General features: G+C 54.8%; 17 protein-coding genes and 1 pseudogene. 9 read left to right on the top strand and 9 right to left on the bottom strand.

All coding sequences use genetic code 11. The features are described from left to right. Positions 1-114 precede the first annotated feature (114 nt). Positions 115-483, top strand: a complete 369-nt coding sequence (locus tag ABFZ83_RS11910; protein ID WP_411816773.1) for a hypothetical protein — start codon at positions 115-117, stop codon at positions 481-483. Here the strand turns inward: ABFZ83_RS11910 and ABFZ83_RS11905 are convergent. From ABFZ83_RS11905 to ABFZ83_RS11885, 5 genes are all read right to left on the bottom strand, one after another. Continuing rightward, complete coding sequence (locus tag ABFZ83_RS11905; protein ID WP_411816772.1) at positions 480-1,799, bottom strand: AmpG family muropeptide MFS transporter; 1,320 nt, start codon at positions 1,797-1,799, stop codon at positions 480-482. The two genes, ABFZ83_RS11910 and ABFZ83_RS11905, sit on opposite strands and share 4 nt — an antisense overlap. A gap of 69 nt (positions 1,800-1,868) precedes the next feature. Then, positions 1,869-3,734 carry a response regulator gene (locus ABFZ83_RS11900; protein WP_411816771.1) on the bottom strand — a complete coding sequence of 622 codons (1,866 nt, stop codon included), beginning with the start codon at positions 3,732-3,734 and terminating at the stop codon, positions 1,869-1,871. A 109-nt stretch (positions 3,735-3,843) separates the two neighbouring features. After that, a complete protein-coding gene (locus tag ABFZ83_RS11895; protein WP_411816770.1) occupies positions 3,844-4,476 on the bottom strand; it encodes an ATP-binding protein in 633 nt (210 codons plus the stop codon). A 68-nt stretch (positions 4,477-4,544) separates the two neighbouring features. Beyond that, positions 4,545-5,426, bottom strand: a complete 882-nt coding sequence (locus ABFZ83_RS11890; protein ID WP_411816769.1) for a hypothetical protein — start codon at positions 5,424-5,426, stop codon at positions 4,545-4,547. After that, positions 5,399-5,623, bottom strand: a complete 225-nt coding sequence (locus ABFZ83_RS11885) for a DUF6471 domain-containing protein (RefSeq protein WP_411816768.1) — start codon at positions 5,621-5,623, stop codon at positions 5,399-5,401. Before ABFZ83_RS11885 ends, ABFZ83_RS11890 begins: the two co-directional genes overlap by 28 nt. Before the next feature lie 106 nt (positions 5,624-5,729). Here ABFZ83_RS11885 and ABFZ83_RS11880 point away from each other — a divergent pair, with 106 nt between their 5' ends. Together ABFZ83_RS11880 and ABFZ83_RS11875 are read left to right on the top strand one after the other, a co-directional pair. Further along, a complete protein-coding gene (locus ABFZ83_RS11880) occupies positions 5,730-6,689 on the top strand; it encodes an IS1595 family transposase (RefSeq protein WP_411816767.1) in 960 nt (319 codons plus the stop codon). A 241-nt stretch (positions 6,690-6,930) separates the two neighbouring features. Beyond that, the gene (locus ABFZ83_RS11875) at positions 6,931-7,242 is read left to right on the top strand and encodes a hypothetical protein (RefSeq protein WP_411816766.1); all 312 of its coding nucleotides are present in this window, start codon (positions 6,931-6,933) and stop codon (positions 7,240-7,242) included. A 299-nt stretch (positions 7,243-7,541) separates the two neighbouring features. Here the strand turns inward: ABFZ83_RS11875 and ABFZ83_RS11870 are convergent, their stop codons facing one another. Continuing rightward, on the bottom strand, positions 7,542-7,970 hold the full coding sequence (locus ABFZ83_RS11870) for a hypothetical protein (protein ID WP_411816765.1): 429 nt from the start codon (positions 7,968-7,970) through the stop codon (positions 7,542-7,544). Positions 7,971-8,040: 70 nt separating this feature from the next. Beyond that, a pseudogene (locus ABFZ83_RS11865) lies at positions 8,041-8,958 on the bottom strand (YifB family Mg chelatase-like AAA ATPase); the annotation flags it as partial. A 271-nt stretch (positions 8,959-9,229) separates the two neighbouring features. Here ABFZ83_RS11865 and ABFZ83_RS11860 point away from each other — a divergent pair. Then, positions 9,230-10,984, top strand: a complete 1,755-nt coding sequence (locus ABFZ83_RS11860; RefSeq protein WP_411816764.1) for an SUMF1/EgtB/PvdO family nonheme iron enzyme — start codon at positions 9,230-9,232, stop codon at positions 10,982-10,984. Between the two features lie 125 nt (positions 10,985-11,109). Further along, the gene (locus tag ABFZ83_RS11855; RefSeq protein WP_411816763.1) at positions 11,110-12,732 is read left to right on the top strand and encodes a vWA domain-containing protein; all 1,623 of its coding nucleotides are present in this window, start codon (positions 11,110-11,112) and stop codon (positions 12,730-12,732) included. Here the strand turns inward: ABFZ83_RS11855 and ABFZ83_RS11850 are convergent. Further along, a complete protein-coding gene (locus tag ABFZ83_RS11850) occupies positions 12,704-13,444 on the bottom strand; it encodes a class I SAM-dependent methyltransferase (protein WP_411816762.1) in 741 nt (246 codons plus the stop codon). The genes ABFZ83_RS11855 and ABFZ83_RS11850 overlap by 29 nt on opposite strands. A 476-nt stretch (positions 13,445-13,920) precedes the next feature. Here ABFZ83_RS11850 and dnaK point away from each other — a divergent pair, with 476 nt between their 5' ends. The 4 genes from dnaK to ABFZ83_RS11830 all read left to right on the top strand — a co-directional run bounded on the left by dnaK (position 13,921) and on the right by ABFZ83_RS11830 (position 18,854). Next, a complete protein-coding gene (dnaK, locus tag ABFZ83_RS11845) occupies positions 13,921-15,846 on the top strand; it encodes a molecular chaperone DnaK (RefSeq protein WP_411816761.1) in 1,926 nt (641 codons plus the stop codon). 125 nt (positions 15,847-15,971) lie between these two features. Continuing rightward, positions 15,972-17,129 carry a molecular chaperone DnaJ gene (gene dnaJ, locus ABFZ83_RS11840; protein WP_411816760.1) on the top strand — a complete coding sequence of 386 codons (1,158 nt, stop codon included), beginning with the start codon at positions 15,972-15,974 and terminating at the stop codon, positions 17,127-17,129. Between the two features lie 165 nt (positions 17,130-17,294). After that, on the top strand, positions 17,295-17,585 hold the full coding sequence (locus tag ABFZ83_RS11835) for a GIY-YIG nuclease family protein (protein ID WP_411816759.1): 291 nt from the start codon (positions 17,295-17,297) through the stop codon (positions 17,583-17,585). A gap of 168 nt (positions 17,586-17,753) precedes the next feature. Beyond that, positions 17,754-18,854: an endonuclease/exonuclease/phosphatase family protein gene (locus tag ABFZ83_RS11830; protein WP_411816758.1), complete on the top strand. Its 1,101-nt coding sequence runs from the start codon at positions 17,754-17,756 to the stop codon at positions 18,852-18,854. Here the strand turns inward: ABFZ83_RS11830 and ABFZ83_RS11825 are convergent. Beyond that, positions 18,851-20,119 carry an MFS transporter gene (locus ABFZ83_RS11825; protein WP_411816757.1) on the bottom strand — a complete coding sequence of 423 codons (1,269 nt, stop codon included), beginning with the start codon at positions 20,117-20,119 and terminating at the stop codon, positions 18,851-18,853. The genes ABFZ83_RS11830 and ABFZ83_RS11825 overlap by 4 nt on opposite strands. Positions 20,120-20,152 lie beyond the last annotated feature (33 nt).

Raw genomic sequence — 20,152 nt, 5'->3', positions numbered from 1 at the left:
GCTAAATGAAATTACAGAATTATGTGGTTGTCGTAAAATCGCACCGCGCGTATCGTTCGCGACCAGTAAGGGGCTAAAGGCCATTGGGTCTTGGGAAAAGTAAAAGGGGCTCGGATGAGACAGTTTGGTATTTTAACAATATTTGCAGGTCTGTCTTTGATTGCTGGCTGTAGTACGGCCACGGAAAAATCCCCGGAAATCACCACTAAACCCAAGCCAAAAATCGAGACCGGCCCGGTCTATCAGCTCGATCAATTGCTAGGGACCAATGGCCAGAATATCGATGCGCTTTTGGGCACCCCGGCCCTGACACGCCGGGAAGGCGAGGGCGAATTCCGGCGCTATGCCCTTAAAGAATGTACCGTGATCGTTATTCTTTATCCGGACGAGTTGGGCATACCGACGGTCGAACATGTTGATGTCACGGCGCTCGAGTCAGGTTCCGAAAAACCTGACCTCGTTGACTGTCTCGCGGCGGGCTAAGGCGCGACCGGTTCTGCTTTGAATTTCTTTTCTGACTGTTTCAGAAAGAAAACCAGAATCGCAGCGGGCAGGCCGATAATCGCGGTGATGGCAAAGAACCACGCAAAGCCAAATGCCTCGACCATGAAACCGGAAAACCCACCGACAAATTTTCCGGGCAGCGCATAAAACGAGCTAAACAGTGCGTATTGGGTGGCGGTGAATGCGGTGTTGGTCAGGCTCGACATATAGGCGATTAAGATCGTACCTGCGGCCCCATAGGCGATATTGTCGGCAATGACCGCAAAGGCGAGGCCGCCCGTGGTCGCATCCGATAGGGCAAGCCAGCTATAGATCAAGTTCGTCAGGGATTGCGCCAGAACACCGATCAACAGGCTCCAGCGGAAATCAAAGCGGGCGACCAAAATGCCGCCAAGAAAGACACCAAACAACGTCGCGAACAGTCCGGCACCCGACCGTATCGCACCGATAGTGGTTTTGTCATAACCAAGATCAATATAAAGCGGCCCGGCCATATAGCCCATAAGGAAATCAGGCACGCGGAAGAGCGCGATGAACAATAAAATCACTAGCGCATGAACACCGTACCGGGCAAAGAAATCCCGAAACGGACCAATGACGGATCGCGAAAAGGTTTCGGCCAAGGGCGCGCGCGGTGGCGGTTCATAGGCGCGAACTTCGACCTTGGGCGCAAAGAATACGGTCAATAAACCGATGCCCATCAACAGCGCCATGAATTGATAGGCCGCGGGCCAATTCACCTGATCGGCAACAAACAGCGCCCCGGCCCCCGCAACCATAATCGCAACGCGGTAGCCATATTGATACATCGCCGCCATGACGCCTTGTTCTTCATCGGTGGCCGCTTCGATCCGCCAAGCATCAATGGCGATGTCCTGGGTCGCGGCGGCGAAGGCCATGGCAACCGCAATCAGCGCGACGATCCAGAGATTTCCAGAGGGATTTGCCGCTGACATCGCTAAAAGGGTCAGCGCAATCGCGATTTGCGCAACCGCCATCCATGCCCGGCGCCGGCCGATTAGCTTTTCCAAGACCGGGATCGGTGTGCGATCCACCAAGGGGGCCCAGACAAATTTGAATGAAAACGCAAAGCCGGTCCACGCAAACAAGCCGATTTCACTTTTCTCGACCCCCGCCTCTGCGAGCCAGAGCGAGAGGTTTTGATAGATCATGTAAAACGGCAAGCCGGCGGAGAAGCCAAGCAACAACATGACAACGCTGCGCGCCCGAAGATAGGCGGCAAGCGATTCAAGGAGTGATTTTTTGCCGTCGTCGGCGCGCGAAATGTCTGTCATGGCGGCGACGCTACTTTTGTTTTTCGGTGAAATAAAGGCACCCGAATAGGGCACCTGTGATTTTTCGGATCAGGAGGCTTCGCTATAGGCGCTGCCGCTTTTACCCCATTTCGCCAACAACATGGTCAGGTCTTTTGGTTCAAACGGCTTTGACAGGAAATCATCCATCCCCGAAGCGATACATTTCTGGCGATCCGCCGCCATCGCATTGGCCGTCAGCGCGATGATCGGCACACGCCGCATATCGCTTTCAAGATTGCGGATCCGGCGCGTCGCTTCGAGCCCGTCAACTTCGGGCATATGCATATCCATCAAGACGATATCATAATCTTGCGCGCGGATCATTTTGACGGCTTCTTCGCCATTGGGCGCGACATCGACCGTATGGCCAGCGCGCTTGATAATGGTGGTCGCAAGAACCGCGTTGATCTGGTTATCTTCCGCCAGCAATACCCGATAGGTGATGTCATTTGTGTTTTGTGGCTCGGGTTTTACCGGCGCTGGGGCTTTGACGTCATCTTCGAATAATTGTTGATGTAAGGATGATTGGCGAATTGGTTTGATAAAATAGCCGCCAAAACCGGCTTCGCGCATTTCACCAATGCGGTTGCGCGCAAGCGGCGATAAAAGAACATAAGACCGGGCGGCCATTTTCGCGAGGGATTCGTTGCTTTCGCCCGCGATGAAAATATCACATAGCAAAATCGCATCCGGATGTTTGCGCAGGGTTTCGGCGGCGTCATCCGGGGTTGTCATTTTGTGAACATTATGGGCACCGATGGCGCTTAACTGCAGCTCAAGACACCGCGAAAGAACCTCTGATCGCGACGCAATTACGATTGGCGCATCAAACGGCGCGGGCCGTAATGGCGCTTCACCTTCGTAATTCAAATCAACCGTAAAGGCGAAGGTGCTGCCTTCGCCCGGTGTCGAGGCAAAAGTAATGTCGCCATTCATGGCCATGACAATTTTGCGCGCAATGGCAAGGCCGAGGCCCGTTCCTTCACGGCGGCTCGCGGAATCATTGCCCGCTTGCGAGAACTCATCAAAGATCGTCGCCTGTTTGTCTTCATCAATGCCGATACCCGTATCGCGCACCGAAAAGACGACATGCGCTGTGCCGTTTTCTGCATTGACCAACCGGGCTTCGATGCTGACGCCGCCGCGATCGGTAAATTTAACGCCATTGCCCACAAGGTTGATCAAGACCTGCCGCAAACGTGCCTCGTCGCCAAAAAGCTGTTGCGGCACAGCGCTATCAACATAGGCCGTCAGTTCGACGCCTTTGTCAGCGGCTTTTGTGGATAATAGTTCAGCTACGGATTGAACCAGATTAAGCGGGCTAAAGGGCGCGTGATCAATTTCCAGCCGCCCGGCTTCGATTTTAGAGAAATCAAGAAGATCATTAATCAGGGCAAGGAGCGATACGCCAGATTCGCGGACAGATTCTGCATAGGCCCGTTGATTGGGCTCAAGATTTGTATCGAGCAATAGCGACGTCATGCCGAGAATACCGTTTAAAGGCGTTCTCATTTCGTGGCTCATGGTTGCGAGCATCTGGAGTTTCGGGTCAACGGAATCGGCGCTGTCTTCGCTGCCGCGTGCTTCGATCTGAGTGGCGGCGTCGGTGATTTCGTCATCGCCCGTTTGCGTATCGGGTTCACCGACATAAAGGCGCTCGCCGCCCTCAAGCAGGGTTTCTGTCCAGGAAACAATGAGGTCGCGACCGCCGATCTGCGCTTCGGTTTTATAGCGGGCCGGGGCACCGATTTTTGCCGTATCGCCGCCGGGGGCAAATGGCCGACCGAGCCAGTTTTCTACGGCGGCACCGAACAAATGTGCAAAGCTTTGAGAAACGAACCGGATAAGCCCGTTTGAATCACAGACGATAATCAGTTCTTGTGATTTGGATGATGTATTGCCCGATTGCGGCATTGATGGACGAACCCCCACAATTTTTGATGGCCCATAATGGGGGCAGGGCCTTGAAAAATGGTTGATAGCTTTGGTTAATTTCGTCCGGGTTTTCCCCTAAATTGCGGATTTATGAGGCAATTTGCGCACCCATAGGCATTTTTGACGACATCCCCATATCGCTCCGCCGCCGAAAACTGACCGCCTCGGCTACATGGCGACGCCTGACCCCATCACTACCGTCAAGATCAGCGAGGGTGCGGGCGACCCGCAAAATCCGGGTATAGGCCCGGGCCGAAAGACCCAAGGCTTCCGCCGCACGGGCCAGTAGGGCACTGCCTTCTGGATCGGGCGTTGCATAGCGGGTGAGGTCAGCGTCGCTCATGGCAGCATTTGATGAGACCGGCCCGGTTGCGGCAGGATCACCGCGTTCCGATTGCGCGGCGCGGGCCTTGGCGACGCGCGCAGCAACCGCGGCGGTGCTTTCGCCATTGGCTGGCGCGGCCAGATCCGCCGGGGTCACGGCCGGTAGCTCAATCGAAATATCCATCCGGTCGAGCATCGGCCCCGAAATCCGCGATTGGTAAACCTGCTCGCAATTCGGCCCGCGCCCACAGGCCCGGCCGCTCGCTTTGCCGTAACCGCAACGGCAAGGGTTCATCGCTGCGACGAGCTGAAAACGTGCCGGATAGCGCACATGAAAATTGGCTCGGGCAATCAAGACATCACCGGTTTCCAGCGGTTGCCGGAGGCTATCGAGCACGGTGGCCGAAAATTCCGGTCTTATGTAGCAAACGCACCAAGCGCTCTCAGGCATGGGGGCGCTAGGTGTTAAGGCTTCTTGGCGTTTGCTTTGTCTTTCTCTGGATCGTGGTTTGTCACCATCAACTTTCCACGGAATCCCGGCAGCGTGTCGCTATCAATTTCGGGCCGCAGCCAAGCTGTGGCTTGATTATCGCGCTTAAAAACGTCTTTCCAAAACAATTCGATGGAGCCGACAAGAATCAAATCGCCCGGCCCTCTACCGTCCATGATTTCATGAACGGCCTTTTCCAGAATGGGGATTCGAATTTGTTCTTCAGTTCCAGCGCTGATTACGATTGGCGTATCAAAAGGCCGGATTTTCTCAAGGTCGCTTTCCGATGGCGCATGGTGATTATTGCCCCAAAAATACTGCAAAGTCGGTTCTGCAAGCCAGCGAAACTGAAAGGCTGGCGACTGGCCAAAGTTTTTAATGGTGACGATTACATCAAAGGCAAAGTCGGAAAATTCCGGATCGACTATTTCTGCGTCAATGACGGACAAATATGCCCGCGTTTGCGCCTCGCCGATTTTCCTAGTTTCAACAACAGCATCACGGGTTGCCGCAAAAGTGACGAAAAGGATGCCAAGACCGATTGCAGTAAAAACGCCAATGGCCTTGGTCCAAAAGGCCATTCGTTCTTGCGCGAGCAAATCGGACTCGCCAAGGGTCAAGACATCATCGTTCGCGCCGTAATTTCCGCCTTGGGATATTTCGCCCTGCTCGCCGGAATGTCGATTGGCGAGTCCAAAAGACACTTGGCAATCCGCCTCACAGGTTACGCTATTGCTATAATTGGCAGCCCGTTCATCATCTGGCCGTTGCTCTCTTATTGACGGTTCGTTTGGCGCTAACTTCATCGCAACGGCAACAAACGCAATCGTTACGACCGTAACGACAACGACTCGCAACCAATGGCCTGCAAACTTTGTAATAAAAACACCGCTGAGAATTTGCCCCTAGAGAGCTTATTCTTGATGTTTGCTTCCTTTTCTTCAACTCCTATTTCAGCCAGTTTTTCGACTAGCTGGCTATAGGTGATGCCTTTTCGTTTTAACTCAGCTTTTAGGAGGTTGCTGACCCTCTTTTCCCAGTCTGTTTCGCTCATATAGATACCGTTTATGTTACTTTTTTTATCATAAACGACACCAAGGGTATTGTAAACAGTACTATTAGGTACTATATACGATGCATAAGGCATCGGAAACAGTACCATGACACAGCATTTTTTACTTTCAGCCGCTTCTCGCACCCTCAAGCTCAAGGACATCTACAAAGCTGGGGAAGAAGCCGCTTACCGTAAATTCTGCGAAATCCGCTGGCCTGAAACAGATGGCGACGCCATTTGCCCACGTTGCGGCTGTGTTGAGACTTACGACATCTCGACCCGTCGCAAGTTCAAATGCAAAGCGTGCTCGCACCAGTTCTCTGTTACGTCAGGCACCATCTTTGCCAGCCGCAAAATGGAGTTCACCGACCTATTGGCCGCGATCTGCATCGTTGCGAACGCCGCGAAGGGTGTTTCATCGGTTCAGCTAAGCCGTGACCTTGGCGTGCAGTACAAGACCGCTTTCGTTCTCGCGCATAAGATCCGCGAAGCGCTTTCAGACGAAACAGAAAACACCAAGCTGTCAGGCACGGTAGAAATCGATGGCGCATATTTCGGCGGCCATATCCGCCCAGCAAACCAAGAGATTAACCGCGTTGACCGTCGCCTTGCCCGTCACCAGACAGGCAAGCGCCGCGTTGTTATCGCACTTCGTCAGCGCTCAGGCCGCACACTGACCTTCATTCGGAAGTCGGAAGCGGAAGGTGTCGAGATTGCCCGCAACCGCGTTGCAAACGGCGCTGAAATCCACGCTGACGAGGCTTCACACTGGGATACGCTGAACGCCTTCTTCCCAGTTAACCGCATCAATCACAGCGAAGCCTATAGCGCGAACGGTATCTGCACGAACCAAGTTGAAAGCTACTTTTCACGCCTTCGCCGCATGGTTTCCGGCCAGCACCATCACGTTTCGCCGCAATACCTGCACCAGTACGCCGCGCACGCTGCATGGCTTGAAGATCATCGCCGCGAAAGCAATGGCGCTTTAGCTGGCCGCATTGTTCGGAACGCTATGACTGCACCGGTGAGCCGCCAGTGGAAAGGATATTGGCAGCGCAGCATATAAGGAAAACTCTATATGTTGTGCTGGGAATAATCCGTAGGCGCCGTATCTTGACTCAGAGACGGAAAATCAGCGATCTATATGGTTGATAAAGTTGCGGCGCGGAATTGTGGTGATTCCGCGCCGCGGCGATCCGCAAATCCAGTTGCATTTGCCCGCGGATCTAAGGCTTTCGAATGCAGAGTTTATCTGTACCGTTTTAAGCGTCAAGGCAAATGCGACTTACAGCCATAGGAGATTAAAAATGGCTAAGTTCAACTTGACGATCTCGTACGACCTGTACCGTCCCGGACAGGACTACAGTAAAATTATCAATGCAATCAAGCAATTGGGCGCAGCGGTAAAGGTTCACAAATCCCTGTGGTACCTCGACAGCAACTACAATGAGGCCCAAGTGCGCGATGCATTGGTTCGCGTAATCGACGCAAATGATACTGTATTCGTTGTCAATTCGACAACGGATATGGCGGCTTGGTTCGGACTAGATACAACGACGGCTGAGACGATCCGCCGCCGCTGGAACAAGTCGAGCCCCGCAAACCGCCTTTACGGCTAATTTGCGCACCAAACGGGAGTCCATCCACATGGAATTGGACTCCCAATAGCTTCGCCATCAAATGCAGCAATTTCACTCGCAACCTTTCTCTCCTTTCAATCGCTCCGCCACCCGTCCCCAAATATGGTTCCGCAGCATTGCCCCAGCCTTAGCTGTATTCACTTGATGACACCTGCACCGGTACAGGGCTTCATTCCCGTATTTCTGGGTCAAATATAGCGCCCAGTAGTCCGCAATTGCGTTCAAGCGTCTACGGCGCTCCATGCGCTCCCGTGGCGATATTTGGCCCAGTATGTCCGTTAGCGTTCTTTGCATAGCACCCAATGCTTATGCAGCCCTTCCGTAGCGATATGCTTAATGGTGCCGCGTTTCTTCAGCTTGTTCAGGCAGGCCCCAACGCGCTTACGCATGAGGACATAGGTTTCGTGGTCCGCTTTCAGGCCCCGTTCCTTGCACCATGCCTCTGCGATTATATGCGAGGTTAGAGGCTCCTTTGCCGTCCTGAAGCTGTTCAAGACATGCCGGAGCATCTCGCCCCGCTCAGCCCTGAATTGAACGTCACGGCGCGGTATCGCCCTTGGGGTGTTGTCCGTGAATAACCGTGTTGCCGCCTCTACATGCTGTAGGTCTATGCGGATCGCTTTAACCGCCTTCTTTGCCAGCTTGAGTTCCTTGATAAGCTGGGCGCGTTTAGCCTCTAGGGCTGATACTGTGTTCGGTCTTTCCATTGGGAAAGTTTAGGATTCTCAGGCGCTTAGTTCCATGATATTTTTGGTGCGTTTGCTACATAAGGCCGGAAAATTCCGGCAGCTCATCAAGAAACAATACCCCATGATGGGCGAGCGAGGCCTCCCCCGGCCTCGCTCGCATGCCGCCACCGATCATCGCCGCCATAGAGGCAGAATGATGGGGCGCGCGGAAGGGGCGTGCGCGGGTGAGGCGGCCTCCCTCCAATAAACCGGCCAAGGATTGCACCATTGAAACTTCGAGCATTTCCGCCGGGGAAAGGGGCGGCAACAATCCCGGCAGCCTCGCGGCAAGCATTGATTTACCGGCACCGGGCGGCCCGACCATCAAAAGATTATGTCCGCCCGCCGCCGCGATTTCCAAGGCGCGCTTTGCGGTCTCTTGGCCCTTTACGTCGATAAGATCCGGCACCGATGGGGCAGCTTCGAGCGAACCCGGCGCGGGCGATGAAAGAACCTGTGTTCCCTTGAAGTGATTAACCAGTTGAAGAATTGATTTCGGTGCCAAAATCGTGGCGTCACCACCGGCCCATGCTGCCTCCGCGCCGCTCGTTGCCGGGCAAATTAACCCAAGCCCCATAGCATTCGCCGCGACCGCCGCAGGAAGGGCACCGGCGCAGGGCGCGATCGATCCATCGAGGCCTAACTCCCCCATCACCGCAAATCCTTCGCCCGCATCTTTGGGCGCGGCACCCATTTCAATCAAAAGCCCCAAAGCAATCGCCAAATCGAAATGGCTGCCTTCCTTTGGGAGATCCGCCGGTGCCAGATTAACGGTGATCCGCTTGACCGGGAGCCCGAGGCCGACTGCCGCCAAAGAGGCCCGCACCCGTTCGCGCGCTTCCGACACCGCTTTGTCGGGAAGGCCAACGATCGAGAACGCGTTCGAACCACTGGTCAGTTGGACCTGAACGGTGACCGGACGGGCATCGACCCCGTGAAATGCAAATGTGGTGATCTGCGCGACCATTTGGCTCCCCCCGCAATGGCGCAATCTCTGCCGAAAAGAAAAGTCCCTTAAGCCAACAACTTGGGCGGGACGATACAGGATAATCAGAACATATCAAGAACAAATTTTCCACCAAAAGCGTATGGTCGATGGGTTTTCCACAATCGATCCTTGCAAAACTTTTAGTTAACGACTATCGGCGGATCGCACCGATTCGCCTTAAAAGAGCGGGATTCATAATTTGCGCAGCCTATCGGCGAACCTACTTATACCGCTATAGAAACGATCCTTTATGTCCGCTGTCTCCATCATCCATGCACCACGTGACGAAGCGTTGGGCGAGAAAATCGCCACAGCGTTAAGTCATGCCGGCCACGCAACCAAACGGGTCTTTGCGGATAATGATATCGGTACGGATCAATCATCCGAAAGCGAAAGCGCCGCGATCGTTCTGTGGACACATGCCGCCGCAAAGCTCGCGAAACTGCACCAACAGGCATTTGATGCGATGGCCCGCGGCGCGCTTATTCCCGTGGCGGTGAATGGTGCGTCCCCGCCCGGCGGGTTCGAGGCACTTCCCCCGGTCGATCTTTCCGGCTGGTCCGGTGCGACCGATGATCCACGGTTCCGGTTTATTCTTGAAGAAATTCAATTGGCCCATAGCCGCATGAAACTCCAAGACGGCATGGTGTGGCGCGAACCGGAAACGGAACCGGTTGAAGATACCGCCTTTACCGAGCCAGATATTACGCCCGACCAAGACCCCATTGAATTTGAGCAAGCGCCAATATACCCCGAGGCCGGTCAGCCCTATACGGATGAAATGGATGCGCTCCCGCCGTTCCTCGCGCAAAAGCGCGAGCCTATCCGGTTCAAAGCGCGTGATGTTGCCTTTGGCGGGACGGCCGCCCTTGTCTTGATGGCAGCGGCGACAGCCGTCCTTGTGCCGATCATTTTACCGGTGCCGAGTAGTGATCGACTGGTGCAGGAAACGATCGCTGAGCCGCGCCAGGTCGATACGACCCCAGATCCTTCGCCGATTACGCCAAGCAATCTCGCAAGTGTAACCATCAGCGAACCGCCGCTCGACGTGCCGGCCCTGCCCATGGTGTCGGCCAATGATGCCATTGCCGAGGACCGCGAAATTGCGTCGGACCCAATCACTGAGACCGAAGTCTCAACCGAACCGACCGAAAACATAGCGGACGACACAGACGAAATGGAAATGCTCGTCGCAAGTGCAAGCGCCGAATCCGTCGGCGAGGCGAGCGACGTGACGCCCTTACCGGCGGTGATCACCGACGCCGCATTTACCGGGAATTATTTTAAGGAATGCGTGGACTGCCCAGATATGGCAGTCATTCCTGCGGGCCGTTTCCTGATGGGGGCAACCGATAAAAGCGAAGGTCCGCTCCTCGAAGTCGCAATTGCGCGTGATTTTGCGCTTAGCTCCCGCGAAGTGACCTTCGCGCAGTGGGATGCCTGTGTCGCCGATGGCGGGTGCAAGGCCTATCGCGCGCCGGATCATGGTTGGGGCCGGGATAAGCACCCCGTTGTCAGCGTGTCCTTTGAGGATGCTCAGGCCTATACGGCGTGGCTGTCGAATAAAACCGGGCGCAATTATCGCCTGCCGAGCGAAGCCGAATGGGAATATGCAGCGCGTGGCGGCACCACCCGGCCTTTCGGGTTCGAAGGGACGCTTACCATTGCCAAAGCGAATTTTAACGGCAATTTCCCTTATGGCGCTGAGAAAGAAACCTTCCGTAAACGGACGGTGCCGGTCGCAAGTTTCGCGCCAAACCCCTATGGGCTTTTTGATATGCACGGGAATGTCTGGGAATGGACAAGCGATTGTTGGTCTGCGTCCCATACGGGCGGCATGCCCGATGGCTCACCGCGCGGCAATGGCGATTGCGATCGCCGTGTCTTGAAAGGCGGTGCATGGAATACCGGGGGGTGGCGCCTGCGCGCCGGGCACCGTATCGCCAAAGCAAAAACCACCCGTGAATATGACAATGGTTTCCGGGTTGCGCGCGATCTACACTAAAACTGACCGGCAATGATCTTCATTCATTTGACTTGTCTTTGCCGCAATTTCGCCCTTTCCTATACTTAACTGCAATAGCACAGCAGGGGTGCTTGCCGCGTGCGAAGCGGACAAGGGGAGAGATCATGGCCACAGATTTTGCGAAATTCAGTGCGAGTGTTTTGATCGTTGCAGCGCTTGTCGGGTGTTCATCGGATCCGCAGACAAATCAGGAATTAGCTGCCGATGAAAACGTTGTCGTCACCGGAAAGCGGCAATATGCGCCGCCCGCGGCCATGGCGAATATGGCCGGATATGCCAGCGCTGACCGTATGGTCGCTCCCGCGCCGGAGGTCACCGAACAATATGAAGATACCGACCCAAATCCCATCAAGCTGACCGCCGAAGAACCGGTTTCAACATTCTCATCGGATGTGGATACAACGGCCTATTCGGTTATGCGCCGTTATATTTCAAAAGATAACCGTCTGCCGCCATCGGATTCCGTTCGCATCGAAGAATATGTGAACTATTTCAATTATCAGTATAAAGAACCAAAAAGCGCTCAAGAACCCTTTACGCCAACGATCTGGGTTACGCCGAGCCCGTGGAATGCAAAAACACGGCTGATGCATATCGGGGTCAAGGGCTATGACCTGCAGCCCGAAACAACGCCGGACGCCAATATTGTTCTGCTGCTCGATGTGTCCGGGTCGATGAATGCCGAAAACAAATTGCCGCTCGTGAAAAAGTCTGTCGAGCTTTTGGTCGATGAGATGTCGCGGGATGATCGCTTGTCGATTGTTGTTTATGCGGGCGCTGCGGGTGTCGTTCTTGAGCCAACGCCGGGCAATAAAAAGACAAAAATTATTGAAGCGCTGAATAATCTCGAAGCGGGCGGTTCGACCGCTGGCGGCGAAGGGTTGGAACTCGCCTATAAGCTGGCGGAAGAGAATTTTGCCGAGGATAAAATCAACCGGATCATTCTCGCGACCGATGGTGATTTTAATGTCGGTATCACGGACCCCGGCAGTCTCGAAGATTTTGTTGCTCAAAAACGCAAAGGCGGGATCTATCTGACCATCCTTGGATTTGGCCAAGGCAATTATAATGACGTCATTGCCCAGAAACTGGCGCAGGCCGGAAATGGAAATGCCGCCTATATCGATACGTTAAATGAAGCGCGTAAGGTCTTTGTGCGTGAATTCCGCTCGACCTTATTTCCGATCGCGAAAGACCTCAAATTTCAGGTCGAGTTCAATCCGGCGGTGGTCGCAGAATATCGGTTGATTGGCTATGAAACGCGGCTGCTTAATCGCGAAGACTTTAATAATGATGCCATCGATGCGGGCGATATCGGTTCAGGCCATACGGTAACGGCGCTGTATGAATTGGCATTGACCGGTTCTGATGCGGGCCTGATTGATGCGTTGCGCTATCAACCAAGCCCGGAGATTGGGGGGAACACGGATGAATTGGCCTTCATTCGGCTGCGTTACAAATCGCCCGATGAAGACGACAGCCGATTGATCGAACAACCCTTTATGACCGCCGATATGACCGATAATCTTGAAACCGCACCCGCGGATGCACGTTTCGCCGCCGCCGTTGCCGCTTTCGGACAAAAGCTGCAACGCGCGGGCTATACGGATAAATATCCGTATGAAGAGATTATTGATCTGGCATCCGGTTCCAAGGGTAAAGATCCCTATGGCGACCGCGCCGAGTTTATCAATCTCGTCAGAGCCGCCGCCAAAATCGACGATTAGGCTCAGATTCAGGTTTCTGCGCCGCCCATGCGCGGATCAGCCCGCCCTGATAGAATTGGATGGGTCTATTGAACCCGCTGGCTTCGATCATTTTCTCAACTTCGACCGGCGTATGGGCGGCAAATTCCTTACGGAACATTTTTCGGTAATTGGCTTGCCCCTCTGCATTCATACCCGCCATCGCAATTGTCCCGAGCCAGATGTCCATCAAATCGTCAAAGGTGGGATCGTTAAAATCGGCGGCGAGGTCGGCGGTTAAATAGAGCGCGCCGGGCGAAAGCCGGTCCGCAATTGCGCGGAAGAATTCCGCTCGTTTTTTGGCGTTGGTAATGAAATGCGAGACAAGGAAACTGACCGCGCCGTCAAAAGGCGCTGTCGGCGGGAGGTCGTCAATATAACCTTGATGAAGGGTGTACCGGCCCGCGAGCCCGGCTTCGTCCATTCTATCCCGGCAAACGTCCAGCATGTCCTCTGACGGATCGAACCCCGTGAATTGCCAACCGGGATAGGCCTCGGCAAAGGCGAGGATGTCTGCCCCCGTTCCGACGCCCGCGCAGAGAATATGCGCATCATCAGGAAGCGATGTAAGCGCGCTTCGGCTGAAAAGATGCAACGCGTCGGTGATCGCTGCCAGCGGTTTCCACCGATCATCATAATTAGCCGCGTGTTCTTTTTTAAACGCGCCGCTCGGCATGTCTTGTTGGTTTGTCATGTGTTCTCCCGCCCACAAATAAAAGAAAGTGTGATAATATCACACATTTGCATATTCTGGGTCGAGTAAGCAATTCCCTCAAGAGGGTAATGGCGACGCCAATTAGAACGCCTAATGTCCGCTCTGTAGTCGTCCGTCTCGGCCCACATCGCGCTCCGAAATCATGGCCATAATCGAATCCGGTTCGCTCGGTCAGGGCCGTCTAATTCACACCGTGATCGTGGTTCTTGAGCATTCGTCCAAATTTTTGGCGCAATGCCCATGCTCACGGGGTTGCGACCTGTTTCGCCCCTACTTATATCCCGCCCGAACGTCGCAGTCGGGGCCAATTGAATTTTGGGTGACTGCGACCATTTTGTGTCACTGATGATCAGGGGCGTGTCCGCTTCCGGCGCTTTTTGGCGCCACTTCATTTTTGAGGCCCGACGTAAAGGCCGGGAATAAATGGACAGCTCGCTAAAACGGAGAACGAACGAATGGGTAAGGTAATTGGCATTGACCTCGGTACGACGAACTCTTGCGTCGCCGTCATGGAGGGTAAAGAGCCGAAAGTGATTGAAAACGCCGAAGGCGCGCGGACGACGCCGTCGGTTGTTGCTTTCACAGAGGACAATGAGCGCCTGATGGGCCAGCCAGCGCGGCGCCAGGCAGTCACCAACCCGGAAAATACTTTTTTCGCGATTAAGCGCTTGATCGGTCGCCCTTATGACGACCCGACCGCGCAAAAAGACAAAGAGATGGTCCCCTACAAAATTGTCAAAGGTGACAATGGCGATGCATGGGTTGAATCGCGCGGCGAGAAATACGCCCCTTCACAGATTTCTGCGTTTATCCTTCAGAAAATGAAAGAAACCGCCGAAAGCTATCTCGGCCAGGATGTAACCCAAGCGGTTATCACGGTTCCTGCTTACTTTAACGACGCCCAGCGTCAGGCCACAAAAGACGCCGGTAAAATCGCTGGCCTTGAGGTCCTTCGGATCATCAACGAGCCAACAGCGGCGGCGCTTGCTTATGGCCTCGACAAGAAAACCGGCGGTCAGAAAATCGCGGTTTATGACCTTGGCGGCGGTACCTTCGATATTTCGATCCTCGAAATCGGCGACGGCGTTTTCGAAGTGCTTTCAACCAATGGTGACACCTTCCTTGGTGGTGAGGACTTTGACCTTCGTATCGTTGATTATCTCGCGGATGAGTTCAAAAAAGATCAGGGCATTGATCTGCGCAAAGACAAACTTGCGCTGCAGCGCCTGAAAGAAGAAGCGGAGAAAGCCAAGAAAGAGCTTTCAACCACATCAAGCTATGAAGTGAACTTGCCGTTCATCACTGCTGATGCGTCTGGTCCGAAACACCTGACCATGAAGCTCTCACGGGCGAAATTCGAAAGCCTCGTTGAGGATCTCGTCAAGCGTACGGTTGCGCCTTGTAAAGAAGCGCTCAAAGACGCTGGCCTGACATCTGGCGATATCGACGAAGTGATCCTTGTCGGTGGTATGACCCGGATGCCAAAGGTTCAGGAAACGGTAAAACAGTTCTTTGGCAAAGACCCGCATAAAGGCGTGAACCCTGACGAAGTTGTTGCCCTTGGTGCCGCAATTCAGGCCGGTGTTCTTCAAGGTGACGTCAAAGACGTTCTGCTTCTCGACGTTACGCCATTGTCGCTCGGTATCGAGACCTTGGGTGGTGTCTTTACCCGTCTGATCGACCGAAACACGACGATCCCGACGAAAAAGTCGCAGACCTTCTCGACCGCTGAAGACAACCAGTCCGCTGTGACGATCCGTGTCTTCCAGGGTGAGCGCGAAATGGCCGCCGATAATAAGAGCCTTGGCCAGTTCGATCTTGTGGGCCTTCCGCCAGCGCCGCGGGGTGTGCCGCAAATCGAAGTGACCTTCGATATCGACGCCAACGGTATTGTCCACGTTTCAGCCAAGGACAAAGCGACCAACAAAGAACAGTCGATCCGTATTCAGGCGAGCGGTGGCTTGTCCGATGACGATATCGAAAAAATGGTCAAAGACGCCGAAGCCAATGCGGACGCCGATAAGCAGCGTCGTGAAGGCGTCGAAGCGAGGAACCGCGCCGAAGCACTTGTCCATTCGACAGAGAAAAATGTTGAAGAACATGGCGACAAGCTCGCGCCGGAAGATCGGTCAGCCATTGATGATGCCTTGGCCGCGCTTAAAGCCAAGCTCGAAGATGAGAACGCAAGCGTTGATGACATCAACAACGCTGCCGGAACACTCGCAACCGCGACCATGAAACTTGGCGAAGCCATGTATGAGGCCGGTGCCGAAGATGAAGATGGCGGTGCCGCTGCGGCTGCAGCTGATAGCGCCGCAGAAGACAACGATGATGTTGTCGACGCGGACTTCGAAGAAGTCGACGGCGACAAGAAAGACTAAACCATTAATTGCGCCGCGCAGAATATGCGCGGCGCAGTCATTTCAACCGGGTACGTTCTAATGGGCGCAAATCCGGCCAAAGGGGTTGCGTTAAAAACCCCAGTAAGACGGGCGCGAAAATCACTATGGCGCAAGCATGTTATTATGAAGTTCTGGGCGTAGAACGCGGCGCAGACGGCGCGGCCATTAAATCGGCCTTCCGTAAGCGCGCGATGCAATATCATCCCGACCGAAATCAGGGTGATCCGGAAGCGGAAAAAAAATTCAAAGAATTAGGCGAAGCCTACGAAATCCTGTCCGACGATCAGAAACGCGCGGCCTATGACCGGTTTGGTCACGCGGCGTTTCAAAATGGCGCAAACGGCCATGGCGGTATGGGCGGCGGCTTTGGTGGCGGCGCGGGCGCTGCTGGATTTGGCGATATTTTCGACGAAATCTTCGGCGAATTTATGGGCGGTCAGCGCGGTGGTCGTCGCGGTGGACCGGGCCGTGGCGCGGACCTCAAATATAATCTTGAAATCAGCCTCGAAGACGCCTTTGCGGGCAAGAAAACCGAAATTCGCGTACCGGGCTCTGTGGCTTGCGAATCCTGCGAAGGGTCGGGCGCAAAGCCGGGCTCTGGGCCAACCCATTGCGGCACCTGTAAGGGCGCAGGCCGGGTTCGTGTTCAGCAGGGCTTCTTCACCATTGAACGCAGCTGCCCGCATTGTCATGGCGAAGGTCAGGTGATTGCCGATCCGTGTACAGATTGTGGCGGTCAGGGCCGTGTCCGGCGCGAGCGCACGTTAAGTGTCGATGTGCCAGCCGGCATCGAAGACGGTACCCGCATTCGCCTTTCGGGCGAGGGCGAGGCCGGACCGCGCGGTGGCCCCGAGGGCGATCTCTATATTTTCGTTCACGTCACAGAACATGATTTGTTCGAGCGGGACGGCGCAGACCTTTATTGCATGATGCCGATTCCCATGACGACGGCGGCCTTGGGCGGTGATTTCGAAGCGCCGACCATTGATGGCGGGCGCGTTAAAATCTCTGTGCCCGAAGGGGCGCAAACCGGAAAACGCTTCCGTGTACGGTCAAAAGGCATGACGGTCCTGAACCAAAAAGGCCGTGGCGATCTTTATGTCGAGGTTCAGGTCGAAACCCCAACGGGCCTCAACGCCGAACAAAAAGACCTGCTGCGCCAATTCTGTGAGGCCGGCGGCGGCGAAGCGGCCTGCCCACAATCACGGGGCTTTTTCGACCGCGCCAAGAATTTCTGGGAAAACGTCACCGACGGTCGCTGATACCGCACGCGGTGAAATTTCTTCTGTACTGACTGGATCCCCGCCTGCGCGGGGATCGTCGGTTTTGGGGACACCACCACCGTCCTCCCCCGCGAAGGCGGGGGTCCAGAATCCAATACAATTAGTCGGCTGGCGGATTTTGGCGAAGGGTTTTAGGCTCGGGGAATGAAACCATTTTTTGTTTATATCCTCGCGAGTAAACGTAATGGCACGCTCTATACGGGATCGACCGATGATTTAGGCCGACGGGTTTGGGAACATAAAGAAAAAATCCGCAAAGGGTTCACGGCAAAATATGATGTCGGTCGACTCGTTTGGTATGAGACCCACGATACTCGTGAGGCAGCACTCCTTCGTGAAAAACAAATCAAAAAATGGAATCGCAGCTGGAAGTTACGGATGATCGAAGCGATTAATCCGGACTGGGATGACCTGTATCTTAGCTTGAATGGTTAGCGCACCAAAAACAGCGCATAGATTGCGCGCGCCTCCCGCCATTAACAATAAATAAGGCGCACTTGGTCCGCCTACGGTGTTTATCGCCATAAAACTTTCATCTGCCGGATAAATTCCTGTCATAGACTTCCGCCATAGCCTCAATCATTGGGGCATATCGGCTTTGTGATGATGAAGTTTGGAAATCGCGTTCGCACGCCGCTACTGGTTGCTTCGGCACTGGTTCTGAGCGCATTCACGGCGCTTTCCGGTAATTCCACCGAAGCCGATAATCCGCCCACGGTCCAACATTTGACGAAATCACCGAGGATCAAGATCGATGCTGCGCGGGGGACAGCGTCGATGGATTTTTCGGTGATGACGTATAATGTCGCTGGGTTGCCGTGGCCGATTCGGCGTGGTCGCCCGGCGGCGTTGAAGGAAATTGCCCGTGACATGGTCGCGTTGCATGCGGCGGAGCGCGCACCCGATGTAATCGTCCTTCAGGAGGCATTTACCCCCGCATCCGAAGCGGTTGGCGCGCCTTATGCCCATAAAATCTCTGGCCCGAGCGCAAAAGACGTGACCGCGCTTGACCTGCCGCGCATTGACCAAGGGTTCGTCCGTGCCCGCCGCTTTTTAAAGGGCGAGCGCATCGGTAAGGTTCTGTCATCCGGGCTTTTTATTTTCAGCGATTATCCGGTGATTGCGGCGCATATGACGCCGTTTCAGGAAAACAGCTGCGCCGGTTATGATTGCCTTGCCAATAAAGGCGCAATGATCGCCGTGATAGAGATCCCCGGTGCGCCTGCGCCGATCCAGATTCTAAACACGCATCTCAATTCCAATGGTGCGTCCGGTGTTTCAGCGGCGCGGGCGCTCGCCGCCCATCGCCAACAGGTTGATGAAATGGGCGCGCTGATGGCGCAATCGCTCAACCCCAATTGGCCGATCATTTACGCCGGTGATTTCAACACCCGCCATTCAGAAGACCGCTTTGGGCATAATGCCAAGACCCTGCCGGGTAAGCTGGTGGCGCAATATTGTCTTGAGCCGCAATCGGCTTGTGATGCGCGCATGCCATGGACGGGCGACGCCCCTTGGCTCGACACCCAAGACCTGCAGGGTTTTGCCGGTGTGCCGCAAATTGATATTCGCCCGATCCGCGCGGAAAAGATGTTTGAAAAACCGCGCAACGGTAAAATGCTATCCGACCATGACGCCTATATGGTGACCTATCGCCTGACGTGGAAAGTCGAAAATCTCGCAACGCTGGAGGCTGCGAGTTAGGCTTTTTCCTGCCCGATGGTCGCTGTGTCTTCGAAGCGGTCCGCGCGCGCCAGCGCCGGGAACAGTTTGATCCACGCGCCCGCCGCAACAATCGAAACAACACCGCCCAACAGAACCGCCCCGACCGGGCCAAGAAAGCGCGCAGCGACACCGCTTTCAAATTCGCCAAGCTCATTCGATGCTGAAACGAAAATGAACGACACCGATGAAACCCGGCCGCGCATGCCATCCGGCGTGGCGAGCTGCATCACCGACGATCGCACATACATCGACACCATGTCGGCCGCGCCGGTGATGGCAAGCATGATCATGGAAAGCCAGAAATAGGGGGAGAGCGCAAAGCCCAGCATGGCAAGGCCATAAACCGCAATCGCGCTTAACATCCAAAAGCCGACCCGGCGGCTAAAAGGTTTGATGGCGAGCGCCAGCGCCACCAGTCCGGCCCCGATGGCTGGCGCGGCCCGCAAGAACCCGAGCCCTTCGGTGCCGATATGCAAAACATCGCGCGCAAAGACCGGTAATAATGCGGTCACACCGCCGAAAAAGACCACCACCAGATCAAGTGAGATTGATCCGAGCACGACTTTATTATCACGCACATAGCGTAACCCTTCGAATACCATTTTAACGCCGCGTGCCTGTTTGTTGGGCACATGGGCGGGGGTTTGCGCGGTCCAAAGGCTGGCAATGGCGATGGCGATTAGCACCGCACCGGTGGCGTAAACCACCTGCGGCCCGCCAATATATAAAAACCCGCCAATCGCCGGGCCGAAGATTGCCGCGGTCTGAAACCCGAGCGAATTCCACACAATCGCAACCGGCAGGTCTTCGCGCGGCACAAGCGTTGGGTAAAGCGAATTGGCCGCTGCGGGCGTGAACGCATTCACCCCGCCGGTCAGCGTCGCCGCAATAAAAATCGCAGGGATGGCAACCGCCGCCGGATAGAAACTCGCGGTAAACAGAACCCCAATGATCAGCAAGCGGATCAGGTTCGAGGCCACCAAAATCATTTTTCGGTTTAGCCGGTCTGCGGCCTGACCACCCACCAGTGAGAGAAAGAAAACCGGCAGAAACTGCGCAAGACCAACAAGCCCAAGCAGGAAGGCCGACTCCTCCACCGAACGGGTTTCCCGCGCGAGGTCATAAATCTGCCAGCCAATAGCAACGGCCACCATTTGACGCTCAGCAGAAATCAACTGCCGGGCGAACCAATAATGCCGATAACCTTGATGGCGAAAAACGCGGAGGGAAGGAATGCGTGACATAACCCGCGCGAACATAGTCGGAAGGTTTTTAGG

The organism is Hyphococcus formosus (assembly GCF_046736345.1).
Taxonomy (GTDB): Bacteria; Pseudomonadota; Alphaproteobacteria; order Caulobacterales; family Parvularculaceae; genus Hyphococcus; species Hyphococcus formosus.
This window is presented reverse-complemented; position numbering and strand designations above follow the sequence as displayed.

Bases quoted from the DNA above. Each gene is read 5' to 3' on its own strand.
- ABFZ83_RS11910 (WP_411816773.1), top strand. From the start codon at position 115: ATGAGACAGTTTGGTATTTTAACAATATTTGCAGGTCTGTCTTTGATT.
- ABFZ83_RS11905 (WP_411816772.1), bottom strand. From the start codon at position 1,799: ATGACAGACATTTCGCGCGCCGACGACGGCAAAAAATCACTCCTTGAA.
- ABFZ83_RS11900 (WP_411816771.1), bottom strand. From the start codon at position 3,734: ATGCCGCAATCGGGCAATACATCATCCAAATCACAAGAACTGATTATC.
- ABFZ83_RS11885 (WP_411816768.1), bottom strand. From the start codon at position 5,623: ATGAGCGAAACAGACTGGGAAAAGAGGGTCAGCAACCTCCTAAAAGCT.
- ABFZ83_RS11880 (WP_411816767.1), top strand. From the start codon at position 5,730: ATGACACAGCATTTTTTACTTTCAGCCGCTTCTCGCACCCTCAAGCTC.
- ABFZ83_RS11875 (WP_411816766.1), top strand. From the start codon at position 6,931: ATGGCTAAGTTCAACTTGACGATCTCGTACGACCTGTACCGTCCCGGA.
- ABFZ83_RS11870 (WP_411816765.1), bottom strand. From the start codon at position 7,970: ATGGAAAGACCGAACACAGTATCAGCCCTAGAGGCTAAACGCGCCCAG.
- ABFZ83_RS11860 (WP_411816764.1), top strand. From the start codon at position 9,230: ATGTCCGCTGTCTCCATCATCCATGCACCACGTGACGAAGCGTTGGGC.
- ABFZ83_RS11855 (WP_411816763.1), top strand. From the start codon at position 11,110: ATGGCCACAGATTTTGCGAAATTCAGTGCGAGTGTTTTGATCGTTGCA.
- ABFZ83_RS11850 (WP_411816762.1), bottom strand. From the start codon at position 13,444: ATGACAAACCAACAAGACATGCCGAGCGGCGCGTTTAAAAAAGAACAC.
- dnaK (WP_411816761.1), top strand. From the start codon at position 13,921: ATGGGTAAGGTAATTGGCATTGACCTCGGTACGACGAACTCTTGCGTC.
- dnaJ (WP_411816760.1), top strand. From the start codon at position 15,972: ATGGCGCAAGCATGTTATTATGAAGTTCTGGGCGTAGAACGCGGCGCA.
- ABFZ83_RS11835 (WP_411816759.1), top strand. From the start codon at position 17,295: ATGAAACCATTTTTTGTTTATATCCTCGCGAGTAAACGTAATGGCACG.
- ABFZ83_RS11830 (WP_411816758.1), top strand. From the start codon at position 17,754: ATGATGAAGTTTGGAAATCGCGTTCGCACGCCGCTACTGGTTGCTTCG.
- ABFZ83_RS11825 (WP_411816757.1), bottom strand. From the start codon at position 20,119: ATGTCACGCATTCCTTCCCTCCGCGTTTTTCGCCATCAAGGTTATCGG.